Source organism: uncultured Planktomarina sp., assembly GCA_943788425.1.
GTDB lineage: Bacteria > Pseudomonadota > Alphaproteobacteria > Rhodobacterales > Rhodobacteraceae > Planktomarina.
Genome location: CALSQF010000003.1, coordinates 40,484 through 62,913 on the forward strand (window position 1 = coordinate 40,484; position 22,430 = coordinate 62,913).

General features: G+C 53.1%; 23 protein-coding genes. 14 read left to right on the forward strand and 9 right to left on the reverse strand.

Annotated features, from left to right (window positions below; translation table 11 throughout):
- Positions 1-85 precede the first annotated feature (85 nt).
- The gene (locus ABLW18_RS02740; RefSeq protein WP_347823339.1) at positions 86-1,129 is read left to right on the forward strand and encodes an aldo/keto reductase; all 1,044 of its coding nucleotides are present in this window, start codon (positions 86-88) and stop codon (positions 1,127-1,129) included.
- A 99-nt stretch (positions 1,130-1,228) separates the two neighbouring features.
- Here the strand turns inward: ABLW18_RS02740 and ABLW18_RS02745 are convergent, their stop codons facing one another.
- Entirely contained in the window at positions 1,229-2,200 is a 972-nt protein-coding gene (locus ABLW18_RS02745) for a GlxA family transcriptional regulator (RefSeq protein ID WP_347823340.1), read from the reverse strand.
- 73 nt (positions 2,201-2,273) lie between these two features.
- On the opposite strand from ABLW18_RS02745, the gene ABLW18_RS02750 reads away from it, so the two are divergent.
- From ABLW18_RS02750 to ABLW18_RS02760, 3 genes are read left to right on the forward strand one after another with little or no spacing between them, the layout of a single operon-like run.
- Positions 2,274-3,188 (forward strand): 3-keto-5-aminohexanoate cleavage protein, encoded by a 915-nt coding sequence (locus tag ABLW18_RS02750; RefSeq protein WP_347823341.1) that lies wholly within the window; start codon positions 2,274-2,276, stop codon positions 3,186-3,188.
- Positions 3,189-3,225: 37 nt separating this feature from the next.
- Entirely contained in the window at positions 3,226-4,695 is a 1,470-nt protein-coding gene (locus ABLW18_RS02755) for a carnitine 3-dehydrogenase (RefSeq protein WP_347823342.1), read from the forward strand.
- Entirely contained in the window at positions 4,692-5,447 is a 756-nt protein-coding gene (locus ABLW18_RS02760) for an SDR family oxidoreductase (RefSeq protein ID WP_347823343.1), read from the forward strand. Before ABLW18_RS02755 ends, ABLW18_RS02760 begins: the two co-directional genes overlap by 4 nt.
- On the opposite strand, the gene ABLW18_RS02765 is transcribed toward ABLW18_RS02760, so the two are convergent.
- The gene (locus ABLW18_RS02765; protein WP_347823344.1) at positions 5,444-6,304 is read right to left on the reverse strand and encodes a helix-turn-helix transcriptional regulator; all 861 of its coding nucleotides are present in this window, start codon (positions 6,302-6,304) and stop codon (positions 5,444-5,446) included. The genes ABLW18_RS02760 and ABLW18_RS02765 overlap by 4 nt on opposite strands.
- A gap of 95 nt (positions 6,305-6,399) precedes the next feature.
- Between ABLW18_RS02765 and ABLW18_RS02770 the strand changes: the two genes are divergently transcribed.
- The gene (locus ABLW18_RS02770) at positions 6,400-7,311 is read left to right on the forward strand and encodes a fatty acid desaturase (RefSeq protein WP_347823345.1); all 912 of its coding nucleotides are present in this window, start codon (positions 6,400-6,402) and stop codon (positions 7,309-7,311) included.
- 3 nt (positions 7,312-7,314) lie between these two features.
- On the forward strand, positions 7,315-8,214 hold the full coding sequence (locus tag ABLW18_RS02775; RefSeq protein WP_347823346.1) for a DMT family transporter: 900 nt from the start codon (positions 7,315-7,317) through the stop codon (positions 8,212-8,214).
- Here the strand turns inward: ABLW18_RS02775 and ABLW18_RS02780 are convergent.
- Both ABLW18_RS02780 and ABLW18_RS02785 read right to left on the reverse strand, forming a co-directional pair.
- Positions 8,194-8,880 carry an NUDIX hydrolase gene (locus ABLW18_RS02780; RefSeq protein ID WP_347823347.1) on the reverse strand — a complete coding sequence of 229 codons (687 nt, stop codon included), beginning with the start codon at positions 8,878-8,880 and terminating at the stop codon, positions 8,194-8,196. The two genes, ABLW18_RS02775 and ABLW18_RS02780, sit on opposite strands and share 21 nt — an antisense overlap.
- A gap of 9 nt (positions 8,881-8,889) precedes the next feature.
- On the reverse strand, positions 8,890-9,285 hold the full coding sequence (locus tag ABLW18_RS02785) for a DUF983 domain-containing protein (protein WP_347823348.1): 396 nt from the start codon (positions 9,283-9,285) through the stop codon (positions 8,890-8,892).
- Between the two features lie 178 nt (positions 9,286-9,463).
- Here ABLW18_RS02785 and ABLW18_RS02790 point away from each other — a divergent pair, with 178 nt between their 5' ends.
- The 7 genes from ABLW18_RS02790 (at position 9,464) to ABLW18_RS02820 (ending at position 14,131) form a co-directional block, all read left to right on the forward strand.
- Positions 9,464-9,922, forward strand: a complete 459-nt coding sequence (locus ABLW18_RS02790) for an EF-hand domain-containing protein (RefSeq protein WP_347823349.1) — start codon at positions 9,464-9,466, stop codon at positions 9,920-9,922.
- 76 nt (positions 9,923-9,998) lie between these two features.
- The gene (locus ABLW18_RS02795; protein WP_347823350.1) at positions 9,999-10,580 is read left to right on the forward strand and encodes an RNA polymerase sigma factor; all 582 of its coding nucleotides are present in this window, start codon (positions 9,999-10,001) and stop codon (positions 10,578-10,580) included.
- Entirely contained in the window at positions 10,570-10,953 is a 384-nt protein-coding gene (locus ABLW18_RS02800) for a hypothetical protein (protein ID WP_347823351.1), read from the forward strand. Before ABLW18_RS02795 ends, ABLW18_RS02800 begins: the two co-directional genes overlap by 11 nt.
- Before the next feature lie 9 nt (positions 10,954-10,962).
- Positions 10,963-11,436 carry a hypothetical protein gene (locus ABLW18_RS02805; protein ID WP_347823352.1) on the forward strand — a complete coding sequence of 158 codons (474 nt, stop codon included), beginning with the start codon at positions 10,963-10,965 and terminating at the stop codon, positions 11,434-11,436.
- A 75-nt stretch (positions 11,437-11,511) separates the two neighbouring features.
- Complete coding sequence (locus ABLW18_RS02810) at positions 11,512-11,793, forward strand: DUF3572 domain-containing protein (RefSeq protein WP_347823353.1); 282 nt, start codon at positions 11,512-11,514, stop codon at positions 11,791-11,793.
- The gene (locus ABLW18_RS02815; RefSeq protein ID WP_347823354.1) at positions 11,793-12,491 is read left to right on the forward strand and encodes an HAD family hydrolase; all 699 of its coding nucleotides are present in this window, start codon (positions 11,793-11,795) and stop codon (positions 12,489-12,491) included. Before ABLW18_RS02810 ends, ABLW18_RS02815 begins: the two co-directional genes overlap by 1 nt.
- 83 nt (positions 12,492-12,574) lie before the next feature.
- Positions 12,575-14,131: a trimethylamine methyltransferase family protein gene (locus ABLW18_RS02820; RefSeq protein ID WP_347823355.1), complete on the forward strand. Its 1,557-nt coding sequence runs from the start codon at positions 12,575-12,577 to the stop codon at positions 14,129-14,131.
- A gap of 175 nt (positions 14,132-14,306) precedes the next feature.
- On the opposite strand, the gene ABLW18_RS02825 is transcribed toward ABLW18_RS02820, so the two are convergent.
- The 4 genes from ABLW18_RS02825 to ABLW18_RS02840 all read right to left on the reverse strand — a co-directional run bounded on the left by ABLW18_RS02825 (position 14,307) and on the right by ABLW18_RS02840 (position 20,435).
- Positions 14,307-16,781, reverse strand: a complete 2,475-nt coding sequence (locus ABLW18_RS02825) for a TRAP transporter large permease subunit (protein ID WP_347823356.1) — start codon at positions 16,779-16,781, stop codon at positions 14,307-14,309.
- Positions 16,782-16,900: 119 nt separating this feature from the next.
- Positions 16,901-18,013 (reverse strand): TRAP transporter substrate-binding protein, encoded by a 1,113-nt coding sequence (locus ABLW18_RS02830; RefSeq protein ID WP_347823357.1) that lies wholly within the window; start codon positions 18,011-18,013, stop codon positions 16,901-16,903.
- A gap of 118 nt (positions 18,014-18,131) precedes the next feature.
- Positions 18,132-18,800 carry a TerC family protein gene (locus tag ABLW18_RS02835; protein WP_347823358.1) on the reverse strand — a complete coding sequence of 223 codons (669 nt, stop codon included), beginning with the start codon at positions 18,798-18,800 and terminating at the stop codon, positions 18,132-18,134.
- A gap of 33 nt (positions 18,801-18,833) precedes the next feature.
- Positions 18,834-20,435 (reverse strand): GMC family oxidoreductase N-terminal domain-containing protein, encoded by a 1,602-nt coding sequence (locus ABLW18_RS02840; RefSeq protein WP_347823359.1) that lies wholly within the window; start codon positions 20,433-20,435, stop codon positions 18,834-18,836.
- Positions 20,436-20,578: 143 nt separating this feature from the next.
- Here ABLW18_RS02840 and ABLW18_RS02845 point away from each other — a divergent pair, with 143 nt between their 5' ends.
- A complete protein-coding gene (locus ABLW18_RS02845; protein ID WP_347823360.1) occupies positions 20,579-21,334 on the forward strand; it encodes an IclR family transcriptional regulator in 756 nt (251 codons plus the stop codon).
- 37 nt (positions 21,335-21,371) lie between these two features.
- Here ABLW18_RS02845 and ABLW18_RS02850 read toward each other — a convergent pair whose 3' ends face one another.
- Positions 21,372-22,430, reverse strand: a complete 1,059-nt coding sequence (locus ABLW18_RS02850; RefSeq protein ID WP_347823361.1) for a LacI family DNA-binding transcriptional regulator — start codon at positions 22,428-22,430, stop codon at positions 21,372-21,374.

The following is a 22,430-nucleotide window of genomic DNA, read 5'->3' on the forward strand; positions in this document are numbered from 1 at the left end:
ATTGTTCTCTATTTGTTCTCAAGAGATTTTCAGCTTGCAGCTCGACAACCTTGGGCTAACTTAAACGAAACAAGAGGACTATAGCATGAAAATGAACGAATTGGGCCGCAGCGGGATTATGATTTCCGACCTCTGTCTTGGGACGATGACCTACGGGACACAAACAGATCAAGCGGATGCTTTTGCGCAGATGGATATGGCTGTGGAAGCGGGGATCAATATCTTTGACACTGCGGAGATGTATCCGGTCAATCCGATCACGGCGGAGACACAAGGCGACAGTGAACGTATGGTTGGCGAATGGTTTCGGGCCAGCGGCAAGCGCAATCAAGTGGTACTGGCCACCAAACATTCTGGCATGGGGATCAAACATATCCGCGACAGAGCGCCGATCACCGCCAGCTCCATTCCAGCGGCTATTGATGGCAGCTTAAAGCGGTTGCAAACAGATGTGATAGATCTTTACCAATTCCATTGGCCCAACCGTGGCTCCTATATGTTCCGACAAAATTGGAATTATGACCCCTCAAAGCAAAACAAAGCCGAGACGATCCAGCATATGCATGACTGCCTAGGGGCGCTGCAAACCGAAGTGTCGCGTGGCCGAATTCGCGCATTTGGTTTGTCAAATGAAAGCGCCTGGGGCACGGCGCAATGGCTTCGGGCCTCTGAGGAGGGCCATGGGCCACGTGTGGCCTCTATTCAGAATGAATATTCCCTGATGTGCCGCATGTATGACACCGATTTAGCAGAGTTAAGCGTAAATGAGGATGTGGGACTTTTGGCCTTTTCACCTTTGGCGACAGGGTTGCTATCCGGGAAATATGCCAACAATGCGGTGCCTGAGGGCAGCCGGATGAGCATGTCGCCCGAATTGGGCGGGCGCAATACGGCCCGGGCCCATCTGGCGGCCGCAGCCTATATGCAGGTGGCGCAGAAACATGGGCTGGATCCGGTACATATGGCATTAGCCTGGTGCGCTGGGCGTTCCTTCATGGACTCCGTTATCTTTGGTGCTACGACGGCGGCGCAATTGGCGCATATCATCGCGGGAAAAGACATTGAGTTGTCTGACCAGGTGCTTGCAGATCTCAACAAGGCCCATCGCGCCCATCCGATGCCCTATTGAAAGATCTATGCATAACAGAATTTTATAGTAGATATTTCCCGCCCGCCGGCCCTGGTTTTGATGCCAAAATGGATTTAGTAAGAGGTCTTTTTGCGCTGATTAATGGTGACGGCGCAGGGCGCTGATCGATTGACCAAATGCGTGATGGAAGGCGCGCGCCAGGCTGGCCTGTGACGTAAATCCGCATGCCAACGCGATTTCTTGTACGCTTTGCGCGCTGTCTATGGCGCGGCGGCGAGCTTCGGACAGGCGCAGCTCTAGAAAATAGCGCCCCGGCGCCCGGCCGGTGGCCGCTTTAAATTCAAGTTCCAATTTGCGGGTGGAGATACCATTGGCGCGGGCCAGGGCCGCGATTGTTGGCGGGCTGTCTATCAGGTTTTCCATCTGCTTCAACACCCGCGCAATCCGTGGATGTTTGCTGGATATGCGCGTTGTGGCGATCATCTGTTGCGGTGCATCACCGGTGTGCAGCGGATCGTAGATAAAAGCAGCGGCCACGCGCTCTGATAAAGGCCGTCCGTGGCGGCAGGTGATGAGATGCAGCATCAAATCAATACAAGGAGATGCGCCGCCGGTGGTGGCGAAGGGGGCGCTGATGGCATAACGATCTGGCACCAGATTAACTGCCGGAAACCGGCGCGAGAAGGCCTCAGCATCCTCCCAGTGGCAGGTTGCGCGGTGGCCATCCAAGAGCCCCGCCTGGGCCATGATCCAACTTCCCCCATCGACGCCCCACAGCTGGCAGCCGTCCGCGACCTGGCGCCTTAGGGCTGAAATCAGGGGCGGGGTGCACTGGGCCTCGAGGCGAAAACCGGCGACAAGGATCAGCAGATCCCCGGCAAACCTTTGCAGCTTTTCCGTCTGCACCGTCATCCCCGAAGTGAGATGCACCGGCTCGCCGGTCTGTGATAGAAATTGCCAAGAAAATAGCTCGCGATCAGCCCTGCGATTGCAGGCGCGCATCGGGTCCACCGCGGCGGCAAGGGACAGCATATTGCTCTCATCAAGCAGCAAAAGCCCCACATGCAGCGGCTTGGAACCTGCTTGCCAGATGTTATTTGCGTATTTCATTAAAAATCATTCGTATATTGCAAAATTTTCTTTTGCAACTCTCGCAGATTACCCAAGATAGAAGGAGAAGATCATGCCCTTAGAAATGAACCGTGAGGTTTTTATTACCTGTGCTGTTACAGGCTCTGGCGCGACGCAGGACAAAAGCCCCCATGTGCCGCGCAGTCCGAAGCAGATCGCGGAAAGTGCGATTTTGGCCGCAAAATCTGGAGCGGCGGTGGTGCATTGCCATGTGCGCGATCCGAAAACCGGCGCGCCGAGCCGAGATCCGGGCATGTTTCGCGAAGTCACAGACCGGATCCGGGATGCTGAGGTTGATGTGGTGCTCAATCTGACAGCGGGCATGGGCGGTGACATGGTTTTTGGCGACGTCGAGAACCCGCTGCCACCCGTTGCGGGCACGGATATGGCCGGCGCGACCGAGCGGGTCGCGCATGTGGCTGAATGCCGCCCAGAGATTTGCACGCTTGATTGCGGGACGATGAATTTTGCCGAAGCAGATTATGTCATGACCAACACGCCCGGCACGCTGACCGCTATGGGGCGGATGATGACTGAATTGGGGGTGAAACCTGAGATCGAAGCCTTTGACACTGGCCATCTTTGGTATGCGAAGCAATTGGTCTCCGACGGGGTTCTGGAACCCAATGCTTTGGTTCAGCTGTGCATGGGTGTGCCTTGGGGCGCGCCTGATGATCTCAACACGCTGATGGCGATGGTCAACAATATTCCCGACGGGTGGATATTCAGCGCTTTCGGGCTAGGGCGCCATCAAATGCCTATGGTGGCCGCGTCGGTTCTGGCGGGGGGCAATGTCCGCGTCGGATTGGAAGATAATCTGATGCTCGGCCGCGGTGTTTTGGCGCAAAACTATCAGCTGGTTGATCGGGCGGTCAGCCTGATTGAAAATCTGGGTGCCAGGGTCATCAGTCCAGCAGAGGTGCGTGAAAAGCTGGGGCTTGTGAAGCGTGCTCCGGTTGGCAGTTGATTTTTGGAACTTGAATACACTTAGATAGGGTTTTGCCATGACACAGGTCGCAGCAATCATCGGTGGCGGGGTTATCGGCGGCGGATGGGCCGCGCGCTTTTTGCTCAATGGATGGGACGTGCGTGTCTTTGATCCCGACCCTGAAGCGGAGCGCAAAATCGGCGAGGTGCTGGCCAATGCACGCCGTTCTTTGCCAGGGCTGTATGAGGCGCCCATGCCCGCAGAAGGGCGCTTGAGCTTTCATTCGGAGATCTCTGACGCGGTGACTGGAGCCTCCTGGATCCAAGAAAGTGTGCCCGAGCAACTGACTGTGAAGCAAAAGGTCTATCGCATAATTCAAACTCATTGTGATCCTGCGGCGGTTTTGGGCTCTTCAACCTCCGGCTTTAAGCCGTCTGAGCTGCAACAGGCTGCGCTGCGCCCGGCGCAAATCATGGTGTGCCATCCTTTTAACCCCGTCTATCTTTTGCCGCTGATTGAGGTGGTGCCGACAGAGCAAAGTGACCTTGCGATTGTCGCGCGTGCGGAGAATATTTTGCGCCAGATGGGAATGTATCCTCTGCGCGTGCGCAAGGAGATTGATGCTCATATTGCAGATCGTTTCTTGGAGGCGGTCTGGCGCGAGGCTCTTTGGCTGATCAAAGATGGCGTTGCCACCACCGAAGAGATTGATAATGCCATCCGCTATGGCTTTGGCATTCGCTGGGCGCAAATGGGATTATTTGAAACCTATCGCGTGGCAGGCGGGGAAGCGGGCATGCGACATTTCATGGCGCAATTTGGCCCAGCTCTGAAATGGCCATGGACAAAATTGATGGATGTGCCAGAGTTTACGGATGACTTGGTGGATATGATTTCTGACCAGTCAGATGCGCAATCGGGCATGCATTCTATCCGCGAGCTTGAGCGAATCCGGGACAACAATCTGGTGGGTATGATGCGCGCCTTGAAGGCGCAAGACTGGGGCGCTGGAGCGTTGCTCAAGAACCAAGATCAGCAACTCAGCGCACAAGCGGGCATGGTGCGGCATGCGGCGGATTTGCACGCGGGCGGTTTGACTGAAACTCTGCGCCGTGCGGTCCCTTTGGATTGGACCGATTACAACGGCCACATGAATGAAGCGCGCTATTTGCAGGCCTTTGGCGACGCCACCGATCGATTTATGGAGATCGTTGGCTGTGATGCGGCCTATATTACCGCAGGTGGCAGTTATTTCACTGCCGAGACCCATATCCGGCATATTGACGAAGTACATGCGGGCAAAGTGATCCGGGTTGAGACCTATTGTGCCGAAGGGGCGGGCAAGAAAATGCATCTCTTCCATCAGATGTTTGAGGGGGACCGGCTGTTGGCCACGGGTGAGCATATGCTGATCCATGTGTCGCTTAAAACCCGCAAAGCCAGCGAACCCGCAGCGCAGGTTGCGGAAAACTTACAGCGTATTGCCACGGCCCATTGTGCGCTTGAACGGCCCGAAGGCTTGGGGCGCAGTGTGGGGCGCAAATGAACGGGGTTTTGATTACGGCCGGGGGCAATGGCATTGGCTGGGCAATGGGGCAAGCCTTTGCGGCTGCGGGCTTTCGGGTCTGGGTGACGGATGTGGAGGCTGCCAGTTTGGACGCTTGCCCGGTGGAGTGGCAAAAAAGCTTGGTTGATGCCAGCGATGAAACGCAGGTCGCCGATCTGTTTGCGGAGATTCACAAGACTTGGGGCCGGCTTGAGGCGATATGCGCCAATGCGGGGATTGCTGGGCCGACGGCGGCCGTTGAAGAGATTGATCTATCTGCCTGGCAGCGCTGCGTATCGGTCAACTTGGAAGGCGCTTTTCTTTCGGCAAAATATGGTGGGCCTATGCTCAAGTCGGCGCGTGGTGCGATGGTGTTGACCTCCTCTACCGCTGGAATTTATGGCTACCCCAATCGGGCGCCCTACGCGGCGGCGAAATGGGGTATCATCGGATTGATGAAGACCCTGGCAATGGAATGGGGGCCTGAGGGCGTGCGCTCCAATGCGATTTGTCCCGGTGCAGTTGAAGGGCCGCGGATGCAAGGGGTAATGGAGCGTGAGGCGGCCGCTAAAGGCACGGACGTGCAGCGCATCTATGACGGCTATGCCTCTGGAACTTCGATGCGCAGTCTAGTCACCGCGGAAGATATTGCCAATATGGCTGTGTTCCTATGCAGCACTGGAGCGCGTTTGGTGTCAGGGCAGGTCATCGCTGTGGATGGGCACACGGAAAATCCAGATCCAAAGGTTTAATCTGCGGTGGCGTCCAGCTCTTGTAACAGAGCGTCTATGATCGCCGGCAAGTCACGGGTGCCAATTTCTGCGGCGCGGATGAGGCCATCAAAATGTTGGCTCAGGGCTTGAATGCGATCAGGTACGCGAAAGACCATATATTTTTGCCCAAGGTAGATCACAGCCCGTAAAGGGCCGAAGATGGTAATGGGTGATGAGTAAATTTTTCGAGCGTCAAATAAACAGATCCGCATCACGGGGTAAAGTTGCTCTGTGAGGCGGGCCAGATGTTTGAGCTGTTCAATGCGAATTTGCTTTGGGCAGCCCCTATAATAGCCTTCGGCACGCGCGAAGCCCTGCAGTTCGTGCAGGGGCAGAGCAATTTCATAATCAGATTGAGCCTGCCGCATCCAATTGAGCCGATCTTCAGCGGAGGCAATTGCAAGATCTATGGTGTGTCCAAGGCTCGGTGCATATTCCCATTCAAGCATTGGGCGAATTTTAACCATATCAGGCAACCCTGCGGGAACATGGCGTATTTTATATCCTGCAGCCTCCTGATGCCATGCAAAAAGTTGTGCGTCGATCAGCGCGCGCGGGGCATCGACCATGGTTATGGCCTGCGCCAAAATGTGTTCGAGGGTGCCCGGTTTATCAGACAGACCCAGGAGCCAATCGGCAGAAACACCAAGGCTTTGCGCGCATTGCGCCACCAATTGCCCGTTGGGCAGGCGCGCCGATGTGCCCGCTAGAGTCTGCGACAGGGTTGAGCGGTCCGCTCCAGTTTTGCGCGCCAGGCTTGACTGCGTATCACCGCTAGAGGCCATGGCCTGTTGCAGTCGATTGCGAAAGAGATCAGAGCGGGCACGCTTGTCCATATTCATCACATTTGGTTATTTTAATTAACTTACATGATTTAAGTTACATAATTCTCTTAATTCCACAACGGCGCAAAAGGATTTACCCTGCGCCTATGGCAGATATTAAGCGCCCGTCTTTGATCACCGAGTGGCCGACATTTGCGACCCTTATGGGTTGCTATGGCGGATGGATTGTTTTGCTCTTTGGTCCGCTTTGGCTGTCTGTGCCGGGTCTTGCGGTGATTATCGCGCTGCAATCTTCGCTGCAACATGAAATCATTCATGGACACCCAACGAAGCATCCATGGCTGAATGCGGCTTTGGTGTTCGCCTCGCTCAATCTTTTGATCCCTTATGGCCGGTTTCGCGACACCCATTTGGCCCATCACTCAGACGAACGGTTGACTGATCCATATGATGATCCAGAGAGCAATTATCTAGATCCTGCCATTTGGCTTGGCCTTCCGACTTGGCTGCAACGCCTGCATGTGTTCAACACGACCCTCGCGGGCCGCCTGCTGATCGGCGTTCTAATTTCGCAATATTGTTTCATGCGCAGTGATTTTCGTGAAATATGCGCTGGGCGTAGGGAGGTGCTCCGAGATTGGCTCATGCATATTCCGGCCGCGGCTTTGGTGATTTGGATCGTCATGGCGACCAGCTACCCGCTTTGGGCCTATTTTTTCGCGGCCTACGCCGGGCTTGCGCTTGTCAAGATCCGTACATTTGCCGAGCACCGCGCCCATGAAGACGTGCAGGCACGCACCGTTGTTATTGAAGACCGCGGATTTTTCGCGTTTTTGTTTTTGAACAATAACTTCCATTTGGTACACCATATGTATCCGCATATTTCATGGTACGCTTTGCCCGGCGTCTATCGCGCTCAAAAAGCGAAATTCATGCAGCGCAACCAAGGGTATATTTACAATAGCTATTGCCAACTTTTCGCGCGTTATTTCTTGAAGTGCAAAGAACCTGTACCCCATCCGCTCTGGCCTCATACCGAGGGATCGCCTAAGTCTTGATCCATGTTATGGATTCCCATCACCCTTTTGGCGGCTACAGCGCAAACCTTGCGTTTCATGTTTCAAAAGAGATTGCGCATTGCCACGCTGTCAACGGGCGGCGCCACTTTTGCGCGCTTTTTATATGCCGCGCCTCTGATTGCTCTGGTGGCAATTGGCTATACGGCGGCGCGTGGGTACGGCATGCCTGTGATGGATTGGCAATTTTGGGCCTTCTCGGCAGCGGGGGGATTTTGCCAAATCTGCGCCACAATGTGCGTGGTGGCCCTGTTTCAGCAGCGCAATTTCACCATCGGCATTACGTTCAAGAAAGTTGAAGTTTTGCTGGCTGCCGGATTCGGCCTTTTGTTTCTGGGTGAGGGCGTGAGCCTGCCGGCGCTTGGGGCGATCTCACTTGGTGTTTTGGGAGTTATCATCATTTCGGACACGCCGCAAAAGGCTGGATCCGAGGGGCCGCGCTTTTTCAATAAAGCCACTGCATTGGGACTGTCCTGTGCTGTTCTGTTTGGCGCATGCGCCGTCTTTTATCGTGGTGCAACCTTGCATATTTTCGCCGCCGATGTCTTCTCTCGCGCCAGCGTCACCCTCATGGTGGCAATCTCAATGCAATTTTTAGGCATGGCTGTTTATTTAAGTTGGCGCGAACCGGGGCAAATCACTGAGGTAATCCGCGCTTGGCGCGTGGCCATTTGGGTTGGATTGCTGTCTTTGCTGGGCTCTTTGGCCTGGTTCACTGCATTCACCTTGCAAAATGCGGCCTATGTCAAAGCGCTGGGCCAGGTAGAAATCTTGGCGTCTTTCGCCATATCGGTCTTTGTCTTTGGCGAAAAAATGCGCCTGAGCGAGGCTGTGGGCATCGTCTTACTGTCCGCATCAATGGCGCTACTGATACTGTTGCTCTGAGCCGTGGAGACGCAGAAATAGGCTTTCTTCATCTTGGTTTTTGAAAAACGGCACTGAGGCGGGTGGACCGATTTCGCGCAACGCGGCCAATTCTCCCAGTACGATTGAGGTTATGAAAGGCAAATTTAAGGTGCGCGCCTCATCCAGCGGCACCCATTGCAAATGGGATAGCTCATCTGATGCGCCAGAAAAATCGTCTAAGTCTCCAGCCAGTTGATCCGCATCCACCAAAAAGAACCGCGCATCAAATCGGCGGGGCGGACCGGGCGGTGTGATGGCGCGGAAAAAGAAATACATCCCCTCAGCCGAGGGACGAAAGCCCGCCTGAGCAAAGTCGCTCCAATCTTCGGGAGCATCACGCCAAGGCTCGGGCGCGCCAAGGATCAACCCGGTTTCCTCCCACAATTCACGAATGGCAGCTACGGCGAGGGTCTCGGGTGAGGGGCCGGAGTTATCTTGCAGTAGCCGCGCATGGCAGCTCTGCACCAAAGGTTTGGCCAGAGGTATGACGTTATCCTCCGCATCGACTGCGCCGCCTGGAAAGACGAATTTATTTGGCATAAATGCCGCTTTCGATCCGCGCTGCCCCATGAGCACTTGCGGTGAGGTGCTCACGTTGCGCACTGTAATTATGGTCGCGGCGGAGCGAATAGGTGTCTGTGTCATATACCCAACCTAGCGGGTTTTGAGCACATTGCCAGAGGCGTCCGTCCCGAAACCATTTAGTTTGCGCGCCCATTGAAAGGCAACGACCCCGCCTTTGATGCGTGGAAGTAGATAGAGGCAAAGGACTACGGAACCGGCACCGAAGCCCGATGCCATGATCCATGGCTCGGGTCGAAACTGGACAAATACCACATGCAACAAGGGTGCAAGGATATGGCCAACGATTAATATCGTGAGATAGGCCGGACCGTCATCGGCACGATGATGATGCAGCTCTTGGCCGCAGCTGCCGCAGCGGTCATGTACCTTGAGATATTTGTGGAGCAGTGCCCCTTTGCCGCATCGCGGGCAGCAACGGCGCCATCCGCGCAAAACGGCGGCTTTGAGGGGACGATTTATCGACATTACAAACTCCTGTATATGCTGCCGTTATCAAGCGCCGCGCGCGCGATGACACTGGGGCAAACTGCCACAATAATTTTTGATATTTAGCGACGGAAAATGATTACTGCTGCGTTTTACCTATACCAAGCGCAAAAACCTGCGCGGTGCATATGAAAATAAGAAACTAAGGAAAATGATAATGAAAAAAATCGCAATTTTCGCATTGGCTGCAACTTCAATTTTGGCGAGCGCACCCGTGATGGCCCGTGACCATGGTGGTTCTCGCCCTGATTTTTCTAAATTGGACGCCAATGGGGATGGGCAAATCACGCAGGCGGAAGTGAAGGCTTTTGGCGCAACGCAATTTACTGAGGCTGATACAGATGGCGATGGTAGCCTGACGCTTGAAGAGCTGACCGCCCGGGCAAAGGCCGACCGGGCGAAGAAAATGGGCAAACGGGCCAAGCGGATGCTCAAGCGTCTGGACAGCGATGGCAATGGCACTATTGAGCTGGCCGAGATGGAGCAAATGAAACTTGGGCAAAGGATGTTCGATCGCATGGATGAAAACGAAGATGGGGTTATTTCCCAAGAAGAGTTTGACGCCATGAGAGGCAAGCGTGATCGCAAAGCAAAGCGCCAGTCAAGCGATGAGTGATGCCTGTTTTTGGCTAGCCCGTTCAGCTGGGCTAGTCATTTACCGAAGCCGTAAAACCCCCTAATCAGGACATATGATGGCCCTTGATGCGAGCCAAAATCTTGAAGATGCAGAGCTCCTGGCGCGGTTTGCACAAGGCGACCGCGCTGCTGCACAAGTTTTGACAGCGCGTTTGGCGCCTGTTGTATATGCGCAGGCATTTCGGATGCTGGGAGACCGGGCGGAGGCGGAAGATATCACGCAGGACAGCCTGCTGCGCCTGTGGCACGCGGCACCGGATTGGCAAGCCGGGCAGGCCAAAGTGACCACATGGCTCTATCGCGTGACCTCCAACCTGTGTATTGACAAAATGCGCAAGAGCAATCGCCAGTCAAGCGATGCGGTCCCGGAAATGCCAGATGATGGTCCGGACATGGAGCGCCGTCTTCAAGATAGTGCGCGGGCGCAGGCGCTCCGGGCGGCGTTGAGCGATCTCCCCGATCGACAAAAACAGGCAATGGTCTTGCGCCATCTCGAGGGTCTGTCAAACCCTGATGTCGCACAGATCATGCAAATATCGGTTGAAGCGGTCGAGAGTTTGATGTCCCGCGGCAAGCGCAGCTTGGCAGATGCATTGGCACCGCAGAAAAAGGCGTTAGGATTGGAAGATGATGGATAAAGAATTCTCCCCCGCTCCGTTGAATGATAAAGATTTAGATGTGCTCTTTGCTGCGGCGCAGCGGGATGCGCCGCAGCTGGATCCTGAATTTCTGGCGCGGCTTCAGGCGCAGGCGGCTGCGGCCCTGCCAAAGTCTGAGGCGCCCCAGCCGTGGCGCCGTGCGGTATTTCGGTTTTTATCTCAGCTTGCCGCGCAATTTGGCGGCTGGCCAGCGGGGGCGGGCCTGGCCATGGCTGGAGCGGCGGGGGTGGTCATCGGTGTGAGCCCGCCCGATGCCGTGTTGGATATCACCAGCGCTTATTTCCAAACCGAAAGCCTGAGTGAGCTTTCCGGCATTGGGCTTGAGGCTGAGTTTATTTGGGAAGACAGCTAGGGGACGATCATGTCACACAGAATGTTGAAAATATGCCTGGTGGTTTCATTGGCGGCCAATTTGTTGGTGCTGGGCGCGGTGGGGGGCTTCTTTGGATCTGGGCGCCATAAGGACGTGCGCCTAGACAGCGTTTCTACCCGGCACGAGGCACGGGCGCGCGGACCAATGACCAGCCTAGGTCCTCTTGTGTGGGCCATGGAGCGTAACGATCGGCGTGATTTGGGCCGTATGATCCAAAAGGCCCAGGGACGAGACAGGCATATGGACCGGGAGCTGCGCGCGCAGGTAACGGCTGCTCTTGCTGATTTGTTGAGAAGCGAGCCCTTTGAGCGTGCGGCGGTTTTGGCGGTGTTGGACAATGAGGCGACGATGATCGATGAGCGGCGGGTCATCGCGCGGGAGGCTTTGCTTAATAAATTGGCCTCTATGACGCCCAAGGCCCGCGAGCAATTGGCGCAGGCTCTGCTCCAAGGGCGTAAATGAGCGCCGTCGCGCCTCTTGCGCTGGGCCCAGGCGGCAGATTATGAAGAGAAATAGAGACTTAGAAATGGCACTGATATGACCCCGGACCTCGCGCAAACCTTAGCCGTACAAGCCCTGGCTTGGATGATCGGTGAAGATGATTTGCGAGAGATTTTTATGGGCGCATCTGGGGCCTCAGAACATGATTTGCGCGCAGGGGTCTCTGATCCCGTGTTTCTGGCTGCATTGCTTGATTTTATTTGCATGGATGATGCTTGGGTTACGCGGTTTTGCGATGATGCTGGCATTGCCAATTACATGGATCCTATGATGGCGCGACAGGCTTTGCCCGGCGCAGAACAGGTAAATTGGACCTGATGAATATTCGCGGTGTCATTTTCGACAAGGACGGCACGCTGTTTGATTTCCAAAGCACCTGGGGCATTTGGACAGCACAGATTTTGGCACGCATCGCCGGCTCTGATGGGGTGCTGCTCGGGCAGCTTGCGCGGTCCCTCGGCTATGACACAAAAACCCGCAGAGTGCAGCCTGGCAGCGTCATCGTTGCAGGCACCCCCATGCAGATCGCGGCGGTGATCCACGACCATATTCCGGGCATGGGTCAAAGCCAGATATGTGGCTGGCTCAATGGGGAGGCGGAAACAGCGCCGCAGGTTCTGGTGACAGATTTGCACAGACTGACAGCTGAATTGCGGCGCATCGATCTTGGGCTTTGTGTCATGACAAATGATGCCGAAGGCCCCGCACGCGCACATCTCGCGTCCGTTCAGGCGCTAGATCTGTTTGACTTTGTAATGGGCAGTGACAGCGGATTTGGCGCAAAACCACAGGCTGCGCCGCTGCTGGCTTTGGCCGATAAAATGGATATTCCAGCTGCGGCCTGTGTCATGGTCGGTGACAGCACTCATGATCTGCGTGCTGGCCGCGCGGCGGGAATGCGTACAGTTGCTGTGCTGACGGGATTGGCCGAGGCGGCTGAACTGACGCCTCTGGCAGATGCTGTGCTGCCAGATGTGTCCCATCTTCCCGCTTGGATCTCTGCGCAAAACAGATAGTCTCCGTGGAGGACAGAAAATGTCGCAATTTGACCGCAAACTCCACAGGACTCGGGCATTTTGATGGCAACCAACCGTTGGAGATGATGATGAGTAATGCCCCAAGACGCCGGAGCGGAGGACGTGCGGGAAATACCCGTGGCAATCGTGGGGCGATTGAGCAGATGCCATGGCGCATTGTGGAAAACACAGACCGCCCAATTGAGCCGCTGACGCAGGAGGGTATTGAAGCCATCCACGAAGGGGCGATGACCATCTTGGAAGACATTGGAATCGAGTTTCTGAACACGGAAGCGCTCGCGATTTTTAAGGATGCCGGATGTAAGGTCGAGGGTGAGAAAGTTTTTCTTGATCGCTATTGGGTCATGGAGATGATCGGAAAAGCGCCATCGGAATTTACCATCACGCCGCGCAATCCAGCTCATGAGTTGACGGTTGGGGGCAATAAAATGCTGTTTGGCAATGTCTCTTCACCGCCGAATTATTGGGATATGGAATTGGGCCGGAAAGTGTCGGGCACACGGGAGAAATGCCAAGATTTTTTCAGGCTCAGCCAATATTTTAACTGTATTCATTTTGTAGGCGGCTACCCTGTGGAGCCTGTGGATGTGCATGCCTCCATTCGTCATCTTGAGGCGACATATGACAAGCTCACATTGACTGACAAGGCGGCCCATACCTATTGCTTGGGTTCAGAGCGTGTCGAAGACACAATGGAGATGGTGCGTATCGCTGGCGGGCTCAGTCATGAGGAGTTTGAATCCAAACCGCATATGTATACCAATATCAATTCTACCAGCCCTTTGAAGCATGACTGGCCGATGATTGACGGCTGCCTGCGGCTTGCACGGCGTGGGCAGGCGATTTTTGTCACACCTTTCACTCTGGCCGGTGCGATGGCTCCGGTCACCATGGCCGGGGCTGTGACGCAATCGATTGCTGAGGCGCTGTGTGCCATCGCGTTGTTTCAATATGTGCGCCCGGGAATCCCCTGTGTGATTGGCACTTTTACCTCGAATGTGGATATGAAAACTGGCGCTCCGGCCTTTGGCACCGCGGAATATATGCGGGCCACGCAGATGACCGGACAGATGGGCCGGTTTTATAAACTGCCGATCCGCTCCTCAGGGGTTTGTGCCGCCAATGTCCCCGACGGGCAGGCGATGTGGGAGACCTCAAATTCGCTCTGGGCTGCTGTGCAGTCGGGTTCGAATGTGGTCTATCACGCCGCCGGCTGGTTGGAGGGAGGGCTGATTGCCTCGCCAGAGAAGTTTATCATGGATTGCGAAGTATTACAGCTTATTCAGCGCTATTTTGAACCGATCATCACGCGGACAGCGCCCGAAGATATCGCCATTGAGGCCATAAAGGAAGTTGGATCTTCAGGGCATTTCTTCGGAGTTCAGCATACCCAAGATCGCTATGAAACCGCCTTCCACCAACCCTTCATCAGCGATTGGCGCAATTATGAAGGATGGGAATTGGCCGGTGGTATTTGGACGGCTGAGCGGGCCTCGGCCAAATATAAGGAGATCATGGCGGATTATAAAAAACCGCCTATGGATATGGCCATTCATGAAGAGTTGCGGGCTTTCGTCGATCGCCGAATTTCCGAAGGTGGAGCGCCAACTGATTTTTGATTGTAATTATACTTTCGTCACCATTTTTACTGGAACTAACAGTAGTAAAGTGGCGCACTTTTAAATCGGAAAGCGAACTTAAAGAAATGTTTTTTGAGCTGGCAGTTCCTATATGCGATAAGTTTTTGGACTGGTGAAAGAAAGTAGGCGGTCCCACTGGACCGCCCATATTTTATTATCCACCCATTGCTTTAGGTAGCCAAAGCACGAGCTGCGGGAACATAAATAGCAAGATCAAGCCGATTAATTGCACAACCATAAATTGCATCATCCCAAGGTAGATATCTTTTAAATCCCAATTGGGGACTACGCCTTTTAGAAAGTACGCAGATAGAGCCACTGGTGGACTTAGCCATGCAGTTTGTAGGTTAACTGCCACCATTATGCCGAACCAAACCATCTTGTCGTATTGGCTCTCAAAGCCTGGCAAATCCAATGCCATTACTGTCGGTAGTAATACAGGTATTACGATCAAAACAATTGGTACCCACTCCAATGGCCAGCCAAGAAGAAAAATCAGTACCATTATTAGTATTAAGATCATGTACGGTGATAAATCCAACTGTAACAAGGCTTCAGTCATCATTTTTGGGGTGCCTAGTGAAGAAAACTCGGCTCCAAAGAAATTAGAAGCCGCAACCAAGAACATGATCAAAACAGTGATTTCCAAGGCCTTAATCAGGCTATCGAAGAACCCAGAAATTTTGAACTTACCGTAACTTATAGACAACAAAATTGCACCAAATGCGCCCATTGCAGCAGCCTCTGCAGGTGTTGCAAAGCCAAACAAGATTGAACCTAAGGCGAAGGAAATTAGTATGGTCGGTGGCATTAGGCCAGCAAAAAACTCGTCCCAGAGCTCTGAGAAATGAAAGTTTTCTGCAGTATCTGGGCGGTATAATGCAAAAGACTTGTATGCGGTGAAACCCATAAATAATAGCCACATGGTGTGATAAAGAACACCGAACCCTAACCCATTTGAATTCATTAACTGTGTTGCAGCCCAAGCTGCCTGGACCGCCACTGCGATTGGGACTGCCAGACGTAGCACTTTCAAACTACGGTACGCACCGTGGGCAATCATCAGAACTGCAATCAGTACTAGCAAGCCGCTAAAAGGAAATAAGCTTAATGCGCCGCTAAGAGACAAACCAAAGACCCTACATATAGCCAACACACCCATGCATATTAGTATCACTTCCAGCCCATAATTCTTGGAGGTCTCTGGTTGATCCTCTTCAGCTAGAATTGGGCCTAAAGCAGGATTGATCCAGCAACGGCCCAGTGTATAAACCAAATACAGGATGGCTAGGATTGCGCCTGGAATGAAGGCTCCGCGGAACAAGTCTAATGTTGAAACATCCAGGACAGGGCCCATCACTATAAGCATGATTGATGGGGGGATTAATATTCCTAAAGTGCCCCCCGCGGTAATTGTTCCAGCTGCCAATTGGACATTGTAACCGGACCGGCTCATTGTTGCACCGGCCATAATGCCTAGTAGGGTAACTGAAGCTCCCACAATGCCCGTAGCGGCCGCGAAAATTGTGGAAACGATCAGAACAGCTATGTAAAGTGAGCCCCGAATGCGTGACATAATCATTTGGATTGAAGCAAACAGGCGCTCCATTAATCCTGCCGCTTCCATTACAATACCCATCAAAATAAATAGTGGCACTGCCATTAATTGATCGTTTAGCATGGTGGAATTAGTGTTTAGTGTCATCAAAAGGGTGGTCAATTTAAAATTTGATCCCCAGATTCCAAATACAAATGCTAAAAAAATTAATGTGAACGAAATTGGAAAACCAATAAATATCACAAAGAGCATCGCGCCCAGCATAATTAGTCCGATGGTCGGTTTTGATAGTCCGGGGCCTTCTGCAATTAGTCCAGAAAACCAATCCGTGAGTGGTAGAGAATTTGGGTAGAAAACTGATATCACGATTGCGCCAACGATAATGAAGTATGGTACTAATAATTTAACAAAGATTGCCTCACGCTCTTTGCCCATTTTGTGAAAAGCGCGAAATAATTCTGGAAATCCTTGCAGCAACAGCAAAAGTCCCCCAACTGGCATAGCTAAGCGAGCGGGCCAAAGGACTGGCCCCCAGGTGCTGTCAAACGCAGTTTCGCCAGAATTGTAGGCTACAAGCCAGTATTGTGATGTAATTATAGTAAAGAAAATCATCGATGGAATGAAGAATGCCATGTACGCTAAAGCATCAACCGTCGCTTGCGTTTTATCAGACCAGTTTCGATAAATAAAATCAGCCCGAATATGTACACCACGCATTAAACCATATCCCGCTGCACCCATAAACAGTACGCCGGCAATCATACGGCTGATATCGTATGCAAAAACCGTTGGGCCTAACCCTATATTTCGAGCTAGCTCATCCCATCCATAGCCGGACATGATTGCAAAAGAGTTACGAGCAATCACCTCAAAAACGACTACTCCGATTAACGGAACCATAAGTAAGCACAAAAGCTTGCCTGCCCAATCGTTGGTAATATCGATTGCTGCAGTAATTGGCTTCTGCCAAGGCGTCATGCCATCTGGTGTTTCCCCAGGTCGTTCCGCCCGACGCTCAGCAATTAGCTCATCGGCTATTTCCAGCTTTTTTGGATCAACTTCTTCAGCCATCCGGCCCTCCCATGGGTTTTATTCTCAGAAATTTTTCTAATTTCTTCTTGTGAAAACTTTTATATAAAATGCTTTCAAAAGAAGAAATACGAGGCCGTTTGGCCTCGTATTTTTATGTTTTACTTCAAGCTATCAGCGTGTGCCTTGCCTAGGGCAGCGTTTGAAGCCTGTGCGCCAGCCCAGAAGGGAACCGCAACGTCTGCAAAGTCTTTCTGAGACTGCCAAACTTCAGCAAAGAATTCGTTTTCTGCAGCACCTTTTTCAAGGAGCGCCTTCGCAGCACCCATGTATGCTGGGAAATAATCCGCTGGAGTATCATGCAAGATAACGCCGTGGTTGTCTGTGAGATCTTTAAGCGCTTTTCCGTTTGCAAGGATACGATATGACATTGACTTTGATAGAGAAGCATTAGCAGCTACTTCAAGGGCTTTTTTCTCGGTATCGGTCAGGGCATCATAGAAGTCTCCGTTTACATACAGGTCAGCATTAACCACGACCTGGTGAAGACCCTGCAGGTAGTAATGCTTCAGAACTTTTTGAAATCCAAAAGCCATATCTGCCACTGGGCAGCACCATTCAGCTGCGTCGATTGTGCCTTTTTCCAAAGCGGGGAGGATGTCGCCTCCACCCATCGCTACAGAGGCGACGCCGATGTCTTTATAAGCTTGACCAACCATGCCTGGAGGGGCGCGGAAACGGTATTTGCGGAAGTCGTCCATGGAGGCAATTGGCTCAGAGAACCAACCTAGTGCTTCTGGACCCACCGGTTGAAGCATGAAGCCTTTTACATTGACTCCCATTTCATCCCAAAGTTGGTCATACAATTCCTTGCCACCACCATATTGGAACCATGACAAGAACGACAGTGCGTCCAGGCCAACGCCGGCGCCAGCTATGGGAGCACCAAAGAGGTTAGCAGCGACGTGTTTACCGCCCCAATAGTGTGTCCAAGCAAAGCCACCTTCAACCAGCCCTGCATCCACGGCATCCATAACATCTCTGGATCCCACCACTGCACCAGCAGCAAGAACTTCAAGCTTCAAAGATCCGCCAGTCAAGGCATAGACATCTTCACCAAAGTCCCTAACCATTTTAATCTCGTCACCAGTGGTTGGTAAGACTGATTGAATGCGCAGTACTTTTGTATGACCATCGGCAAACGCCGCTGGCGCAAAAGCCAAGCTGGCTACAGTAATAGCAGCTGTCTTGGCAAGTGTTTTCAGGTTAAACATTTAAGTTTTCCTCCCTTATGTTGTACCTTCATTGTCTTGTTTTGGACCCGGGCCGAAGGCACACCATCGGGTCGTAGAGTATTGGCTTCATCTTTATGCCGCCAAATCCCAATTCTTTTTAGTGGCTTTTGCTGATCTCCCAGCCTTCCACGAGCCCCAAAAGGGGCCCCACTCCATGGTTAATGTCGAAAAAGCCACGGAACATCATTTCACCGGCAACGTAGAGTAGTACAATCAGTCCCAACCAGGATATCCATGGATAATTTGTAAGCAACTTCATAATCAAAGTCGCCGCGAATGCCATGAGTACGATCGCCAATCCCAGACCAAAAATCAAGATTTGTTTGTCGCCATCGGCAATTGCCGCCACGGCGAGAACATTGTCGAGCGACATGGAGACATCTGCAATCGTGATTGAGATCAGGGCGCCGGCCATGGTTTTTTGTGGCGCTCCTGTGTAGCCCTGCTCAAGATCACCGGCGGTCAGCATCGCCTCCTGCGCATCTCGCTCGAGACCCTCGCGGATTTCTTGAAACAGACGCCAGCATACCCAAAAAAGCAGCACGGAGCCAATGAACAATATGCCGGGTATACCGAGAAGGGTTGTTGCGATCACGGCAAATACAATCCGCAGGACAGCCGCAATCACCATACCGTACAAAATAGCGCGTTTGCGCAATTCTGGAGAGAGGCCAGCCGCAGCCATACCGATGATCAAAGCATTGTCACCTGACAGGATCAAATCCGCGATTATGATTTGACCATAGGCCATTGCAGTATCAAACATTCTGGGCTTCCTTAGTTAGATGAATAGAGCGGCTCAACGGGCGTCCTCCAAAATCATATCCGACAGTTTTTCACCAATCATGATCGCCGGAGCATTTGTGTTGCCAGAGGTGATCGTGGGCATGATGGAGCAATCAGCGACGCGCAGACCTTTTAGGCCCCGCACTTTCAAACGTGCATCGACAACGGCCAAGTCATCCTGACCCATTTTGCAGGTGCCCGTTGGATGATAGATTGTCACGCTATTGTCGCGGGCCCAATTCAATGTTGCGTCATAATCGTCCATGTCGATCTTTGACCCGGGGATAAATTCTTCGATGATATGTGATTTCAATGGCTCAAACTGCGCAATGCGGCGCGCTATTTGGATGCCCTTCACGATGGTGTCTTGATCGAGTTTTGTGGCCAAGTAATTGGGGTGAATGGCTGGGTGATCCCGCCAATCTGCGGATTTTAACTCGAGATGACCCGTGCTTTCCGGGCGCAATTGCAGCACGGAGGCGGTGAAGGCCGAAAACTTATGCGGCCCATCAGCCGGCGCAGAGGCGCTGAACGGTTGGATATGAAACTGAATATCTGGTGTTGCCAGCATCGGATCTGTTTTCAAAAAACCGGTGCCAAGACTGGCGGCCATAGTCATTGGTCCGGTTTGGCTTATGGCGTATTGCAAGGCGATCAGGCCCTGTTTGAAAATATTATTGGTCTCGATGTTTATGGTTGAAAGATTTGTTTTGAAAACCGGCCGTGCTTGCAGATGATCTTGCAGATTTTTTCCAACGCCTGGCAGATCGCAGATCGGCTCGATCCCCTTTGCTTTCAGTTCCTGTGCGTCGCCAATGCCTGAGAGCATGAGAATTTGCGGTGAACCGATGGCGCCCGCGCTCAAGATCACTTCCCGGCGGGCGCGGATGGTTTGGCTTTGGCCTTTGATATTGGCAACAACGCCCTTGGCCTCACCCTGTTCAACCAGCAGTCTCTCGACCTGCGCATGGGTGATAATGGTGAGGTTTTTGCGATTGCGCGCGGGTTTTAGATAGGCCACCGCGCTGGAGCAGCGCCGCCCTTTGTCCAGGGTCAGTTGGAAATACCCCACCCCTTCTTGATCTGAACTGTTGTAATCGGGATTGCGTTTATATCCAGCGCCGACGGCGGCATCGAGCCATTTGTCTACGATTTCGCGCTTCAAACGGGTCGGGGATACGGACAGCGGACCGTCTGTGCCCCGCTCTGAATTCTCGGTGCCATCGCCCTTCCAAGTTTCTGCGCGTTTGAAATAGGGCAGAACGTCTTCCCACGCCCAGCCAGTGTTGCCGAGTTGCCGCCAATGATTAAAATCTTCGGCTTGCCCGCGCACATAGAGTAGGCCGTTGATCGAGCTGCAGCCCCCTAACACCCGACCCCGCGGCCAGGGAATATCCCGGCCATTCAGTCCTGGATCGCTTTCCGTACGATAGCGCCAATCTGTTTTGGGGTTGTCCATCGTTTTGAAATAACCAACCGGGATGTGGATCCATGGATTGGTGTCGCGCCCACCCGCTTCGAGCAGAGCCACAGAGTATTTTGCATCTGCCGACAGCCGGTTTGCCAGCGCACAGCCGGCGGATCCCGCTCCAATTATTACAAAGTCAAACTCCAAGCCAGCTCCATCATCAAAAAATGAGACTTTTATTCTCGTTTTTTCGAGATTTATGTTACTATGCAGGAAAGATGAGATTCGGCAATATAATTTTGCATGGGTGCGATGCGAAGTTTGGGTCGAGAGGGTGAAGTGAGAAGACAATGGAAGATCGTATTCCAACGAATTTACGCACATTGCTGATCCTGGAGGTTTTGGGGACGTCTGATCGTGCGCTGTCGCCCACTGAAATCAACAAATCGATTGGCCTGCCCAAGCAAACCATTCACCGCCTCTGCGCCAAGCTAGAGCGGGAGGGGTTTTTGGCCCGGGAAGAAGATGGCAAGAAACTGCGCCCAACGCGGCGCTCGCGGCTTATGGCATCGGGTCTTCTGCATGCCTCCCGTCATCATATCGCACGGCACCAGGTGATGCAAAGTGTGGCGGATGAAGTTGGCGAGACGGTCAACTTCGTGGTGCCCGACAGCAAAGGGATGATCTATGTCGATCGGGTCGAAACGGACTGGCCCTTTCGGGTGCAATTGCCTGTCGGGACCCATGTGCCGTTTCACTGTACGGCAAGCGGTAAAACCTTTCTGGCCAGCTTGGCACCAAAGGCGCGCCAAGCGATGGTGCGCAGCTTGCAGCTCAAGGATTTAACGGCCAATACGCTGTGCACGGAAGACGCGCTTTTGGCCGAGCTCAAGCAAGTTGCGAAAAATGGCTATGCCTTCGACCGCGAGGAATTTTTCATCGGGATGGTGGCGATGGCCGTGCCAATTCTGGACGAACGCGGGCGCTATGTGGCGTCTTTGGCCTTTCATGGCCCGATACAGCGGTTGACCTATGAAGACGCCTGGTCAAAGCGGCAGGTTCTCATTGATGGCGCGCGCCTGATGCGCGACGTGTTATTTGAGTAATGAACAGACGCAGCCAGCCCTGTGACAAAGATCGGCTCTAGATCCGCGCAAGCGTCCCGCGATCGATGATGCTTGTCACCAGCTCGTGCCTCAGGATTTGCCCCGGCTCTTGATTGAGTAAAGCCAGCAACACCTCTGCTGCTTTGCGACCCATAGAGTGCTGAGGCACGCGCACGGTAGTCAGGCTGGGCGTGGTGACCCGTGCCAATGAAATATCATCAAACCCGGTGATTGAAATATCGTCTGGCACGCGCAATCCTAACTTACGGGCTTGCAGCATGGCACCCACCGCCAGAACATCGCTGCCGCAAATCACCGCAGAGGGTTTGTCCGAGCTGGACAGCAGCTGCGCAAAGGCCGCCCCGGCCTCTTCAAAACTATATTTACACTCTTCAAGCCCTAAGAGTTGCGCATCGGTTTGGGCCGCGATTGCTTGTTTTATGCCAATGACGCGGGCGGTAGCGCGGTCGTTGCCCTCTCTGAGGCCGCAAATGACCGCCAGTTTCCGATGCCCATGGGCCAAAACATGCGCCGTGATATCATGGCCTGATTTTTGATTGTCAAAGCCGACGCTCGGTGACTGACCTGTTTTTGGACAGCACCAAGCCAAGATATGCGGGATGGCGTGTTGTCTCAAGAAAGCTTGGGTTTTCTCGGGTCGTGCTGCCCCAATCAGCAATAATCCATCAGCCCCCTGTGACAGCAAAGAGCGAATGGATTTAAATTCTTGGTCTGGATCATAGTTTGAGCTGCCGACCAGCAGGGTCACACCGGCGGCGCTGAGCGTTTCTTGAAAGGCTTGCAGGCCGCTGGCGAACATCGCGTTGTCCATCGTCGGAATGATAGCACCAATCGTATTGGTGCGATTGCGTGCTAAAGCACGGCCGCCAAAATGGGGCAAGTAGCCGAGAGTCTCAATGGCATTTTGAATCCGCTGCCGGGTGGGCTCCGCCACTTTGTGGGGTGAATTGATGCAGCGTGAAATGGAAGCTGTCGACACGCCTGCCAATGCGGCCACGTCTTCGAGGCTGGGGCGATTGCTGTCACGCATGATAATTTCCCATTCGTTGTTCTTGATGAATGTAAGCGCTTGCAT

What these genes read in the sequence shown, in the direction of transcription:
- ABLW18_RS02850 (WP_347823361.1), bottom strand. Translation starts at nt 22,430, where the DNA reads ATGCAAGCGCTTACATTCATCAAGAACAACGAATGGGAAATTATCATG.
- ABLW18_RS02810 (WP_347823353.1), top strand. Translation starts at nt 11,512, where the DNA reads ATGACCCCGGACCTCGCGCAAACCTTAGCCGTACAAGCCCTGGCTTGG.
- ABLW18_RS02825 (WP_347823356.1), bottom strand. Translation starts at nt 16,781, where the DNA reads ATGGCTGAAGAAGTTGATCCAAAAAAGCTGGAAATAGCCGATGAGCTA.
- ABLW18_RS02795 (WP_347823350.1), top strand. Translation starts at nt 9,999, where the DNA reads ATGGCCCTTGATGCGAGCCAAAATCTTGAAGATGCAGAGCTCCTGGCG.
- ABLW18_RS02830 (WP_347823357.1), bottom strand. Translation starts at nt 18,013, where the DNA reads ATGTTTAACCTGAAAACACTTGCCAAGACAGCTGCTATTACTGTAGCC.
- ABLW18_RS02805 (WP_347823352.1), top strand. Translation starts at nt 10,963, where the DNA reads ATGTCACACAGAATGTTGAAAATATGCCTGGTGGTTTCATTGGCGGCC.
- ABLW18_RS02770 (WP_347823345.1), top strand. Translation starts at nt 6,400, where the DNA reads ATGGCAGATATTAAGCGCCCGTCTTTGATCACCGAGTGGCCGACATTT.
- ABLW18_RS02745 (WP_347823340.1), bottom strand. Translation starts at nt 2,200, where the DNA reads ATGAAATACGCAAATAACATCTGGCAAGCAGGTTCCAAGCCGCTGCAT.
- ABLW18_RS02815 (WP_347823354.1), top strand. Translation starts at nt 11,793, where the DNA reads ATGAATATTCGCGGTGTCATTTTCGACAAGGACGGCACGCTGTTTGAT.
- ABLW18_RS02785 (WP_347823348.1), bottom strand. Translation starts at nt 9,285, where the DNA reads ATGTCGATAAATCGTCCCCTCAAAGCCGCCGTTTTGCGCGGATGGCGC.
- ABLW18_RS02755 (WP_347823342.1), top strand. Translation starts at nt 3,226, where the DNA reads ATGACACAGGTCGCAGCAATCATCGGTGGCGGGGTTATCGGCGGCGGA.
- ABLW18_RS02845 (WP_347823360.1), top strand. Translation starts at nt 20,579, where the DNA reads ATGGAAGATCGTATTCCAACGAATTTACGCACATTGCTGATCCTGGAG.
- ABLW18_RS02790 (WP_347823349.1), top strand. Translation starts at nt 9,464, where the DNA reads ATGAAAAAAATCGCAATTTTCGCATTGGCTGCAACTTCAATTTTGGCG.
- ABLW18_RS02820 (WP_347823355.1), top strand. Translation starts at nt 12,575, where the DNA reads ATGATGATGAGTAATGCCCCAAGACGCCGGAGCGGAGGACGTGCGGGA.
- ABLW18_RS02800 (WP_347823351.1), top strand. Translation starts at nt 10,570, where the DNA reads ATGATGGATAAAGAATTCTCCCCCGCTCCGTTGAATGATAAAGATTTA.
- ABLW18_RS02835 (WP_347823358.1), bottom strand. Translation starts at nt 18,800, where the DNA reads ATGTTTGATACTGCAATGGCCTATGGTCAAATCATAATCGCGGATTTG.
- ABLW18_RS02775 (WP_347823346.1), top strand. Translation starts at nt 7,315, where the DNA reads ATGTTATGGATTCCCATCACCCTTTTGGCGGCTACAGCGCAAACCTTG.
- ABLW18_RS02740 (WP_347823339.1), top strand. Translation starts at nt 86, where the DNA reads ATGAAAATGAACGAATTGGGCCGCAGCGGGATTATGATTTCCGACCTC.
- ABLW18_RS02780 (WP_347823347.1), bottom strand. Translation starts at nt 8,880, where the DNA reads ATGACACAGACACCTATTCGCTCCGCCGCGACCATAATTACAGTGCGC.
- ABLW18_RS02765 (WP_347823344.1), bottom strand. Translation starts at nt 6,304, where the DNA reads ATGGACAAGCGTGCCCGCTCTGATCTCTTTCGCAATCGACTGCAACAG.
- ABLW18_RS02760 (WP_347823343.1), top strand. Translation starts at nt 4,692, where the DNA reads ATGAACGGGGTTTTGATTACGGCCGGGGGCAATGGCATTGGCTGGGCA.
- ABLW18_RS02750 (WP_347823341.1), top strand. Translation starts at nt 2,274, where the DNA reads ATGCCCTTAGAAATGAACCGTGAGGTTTTTATTACCTGTGCTGTTACA.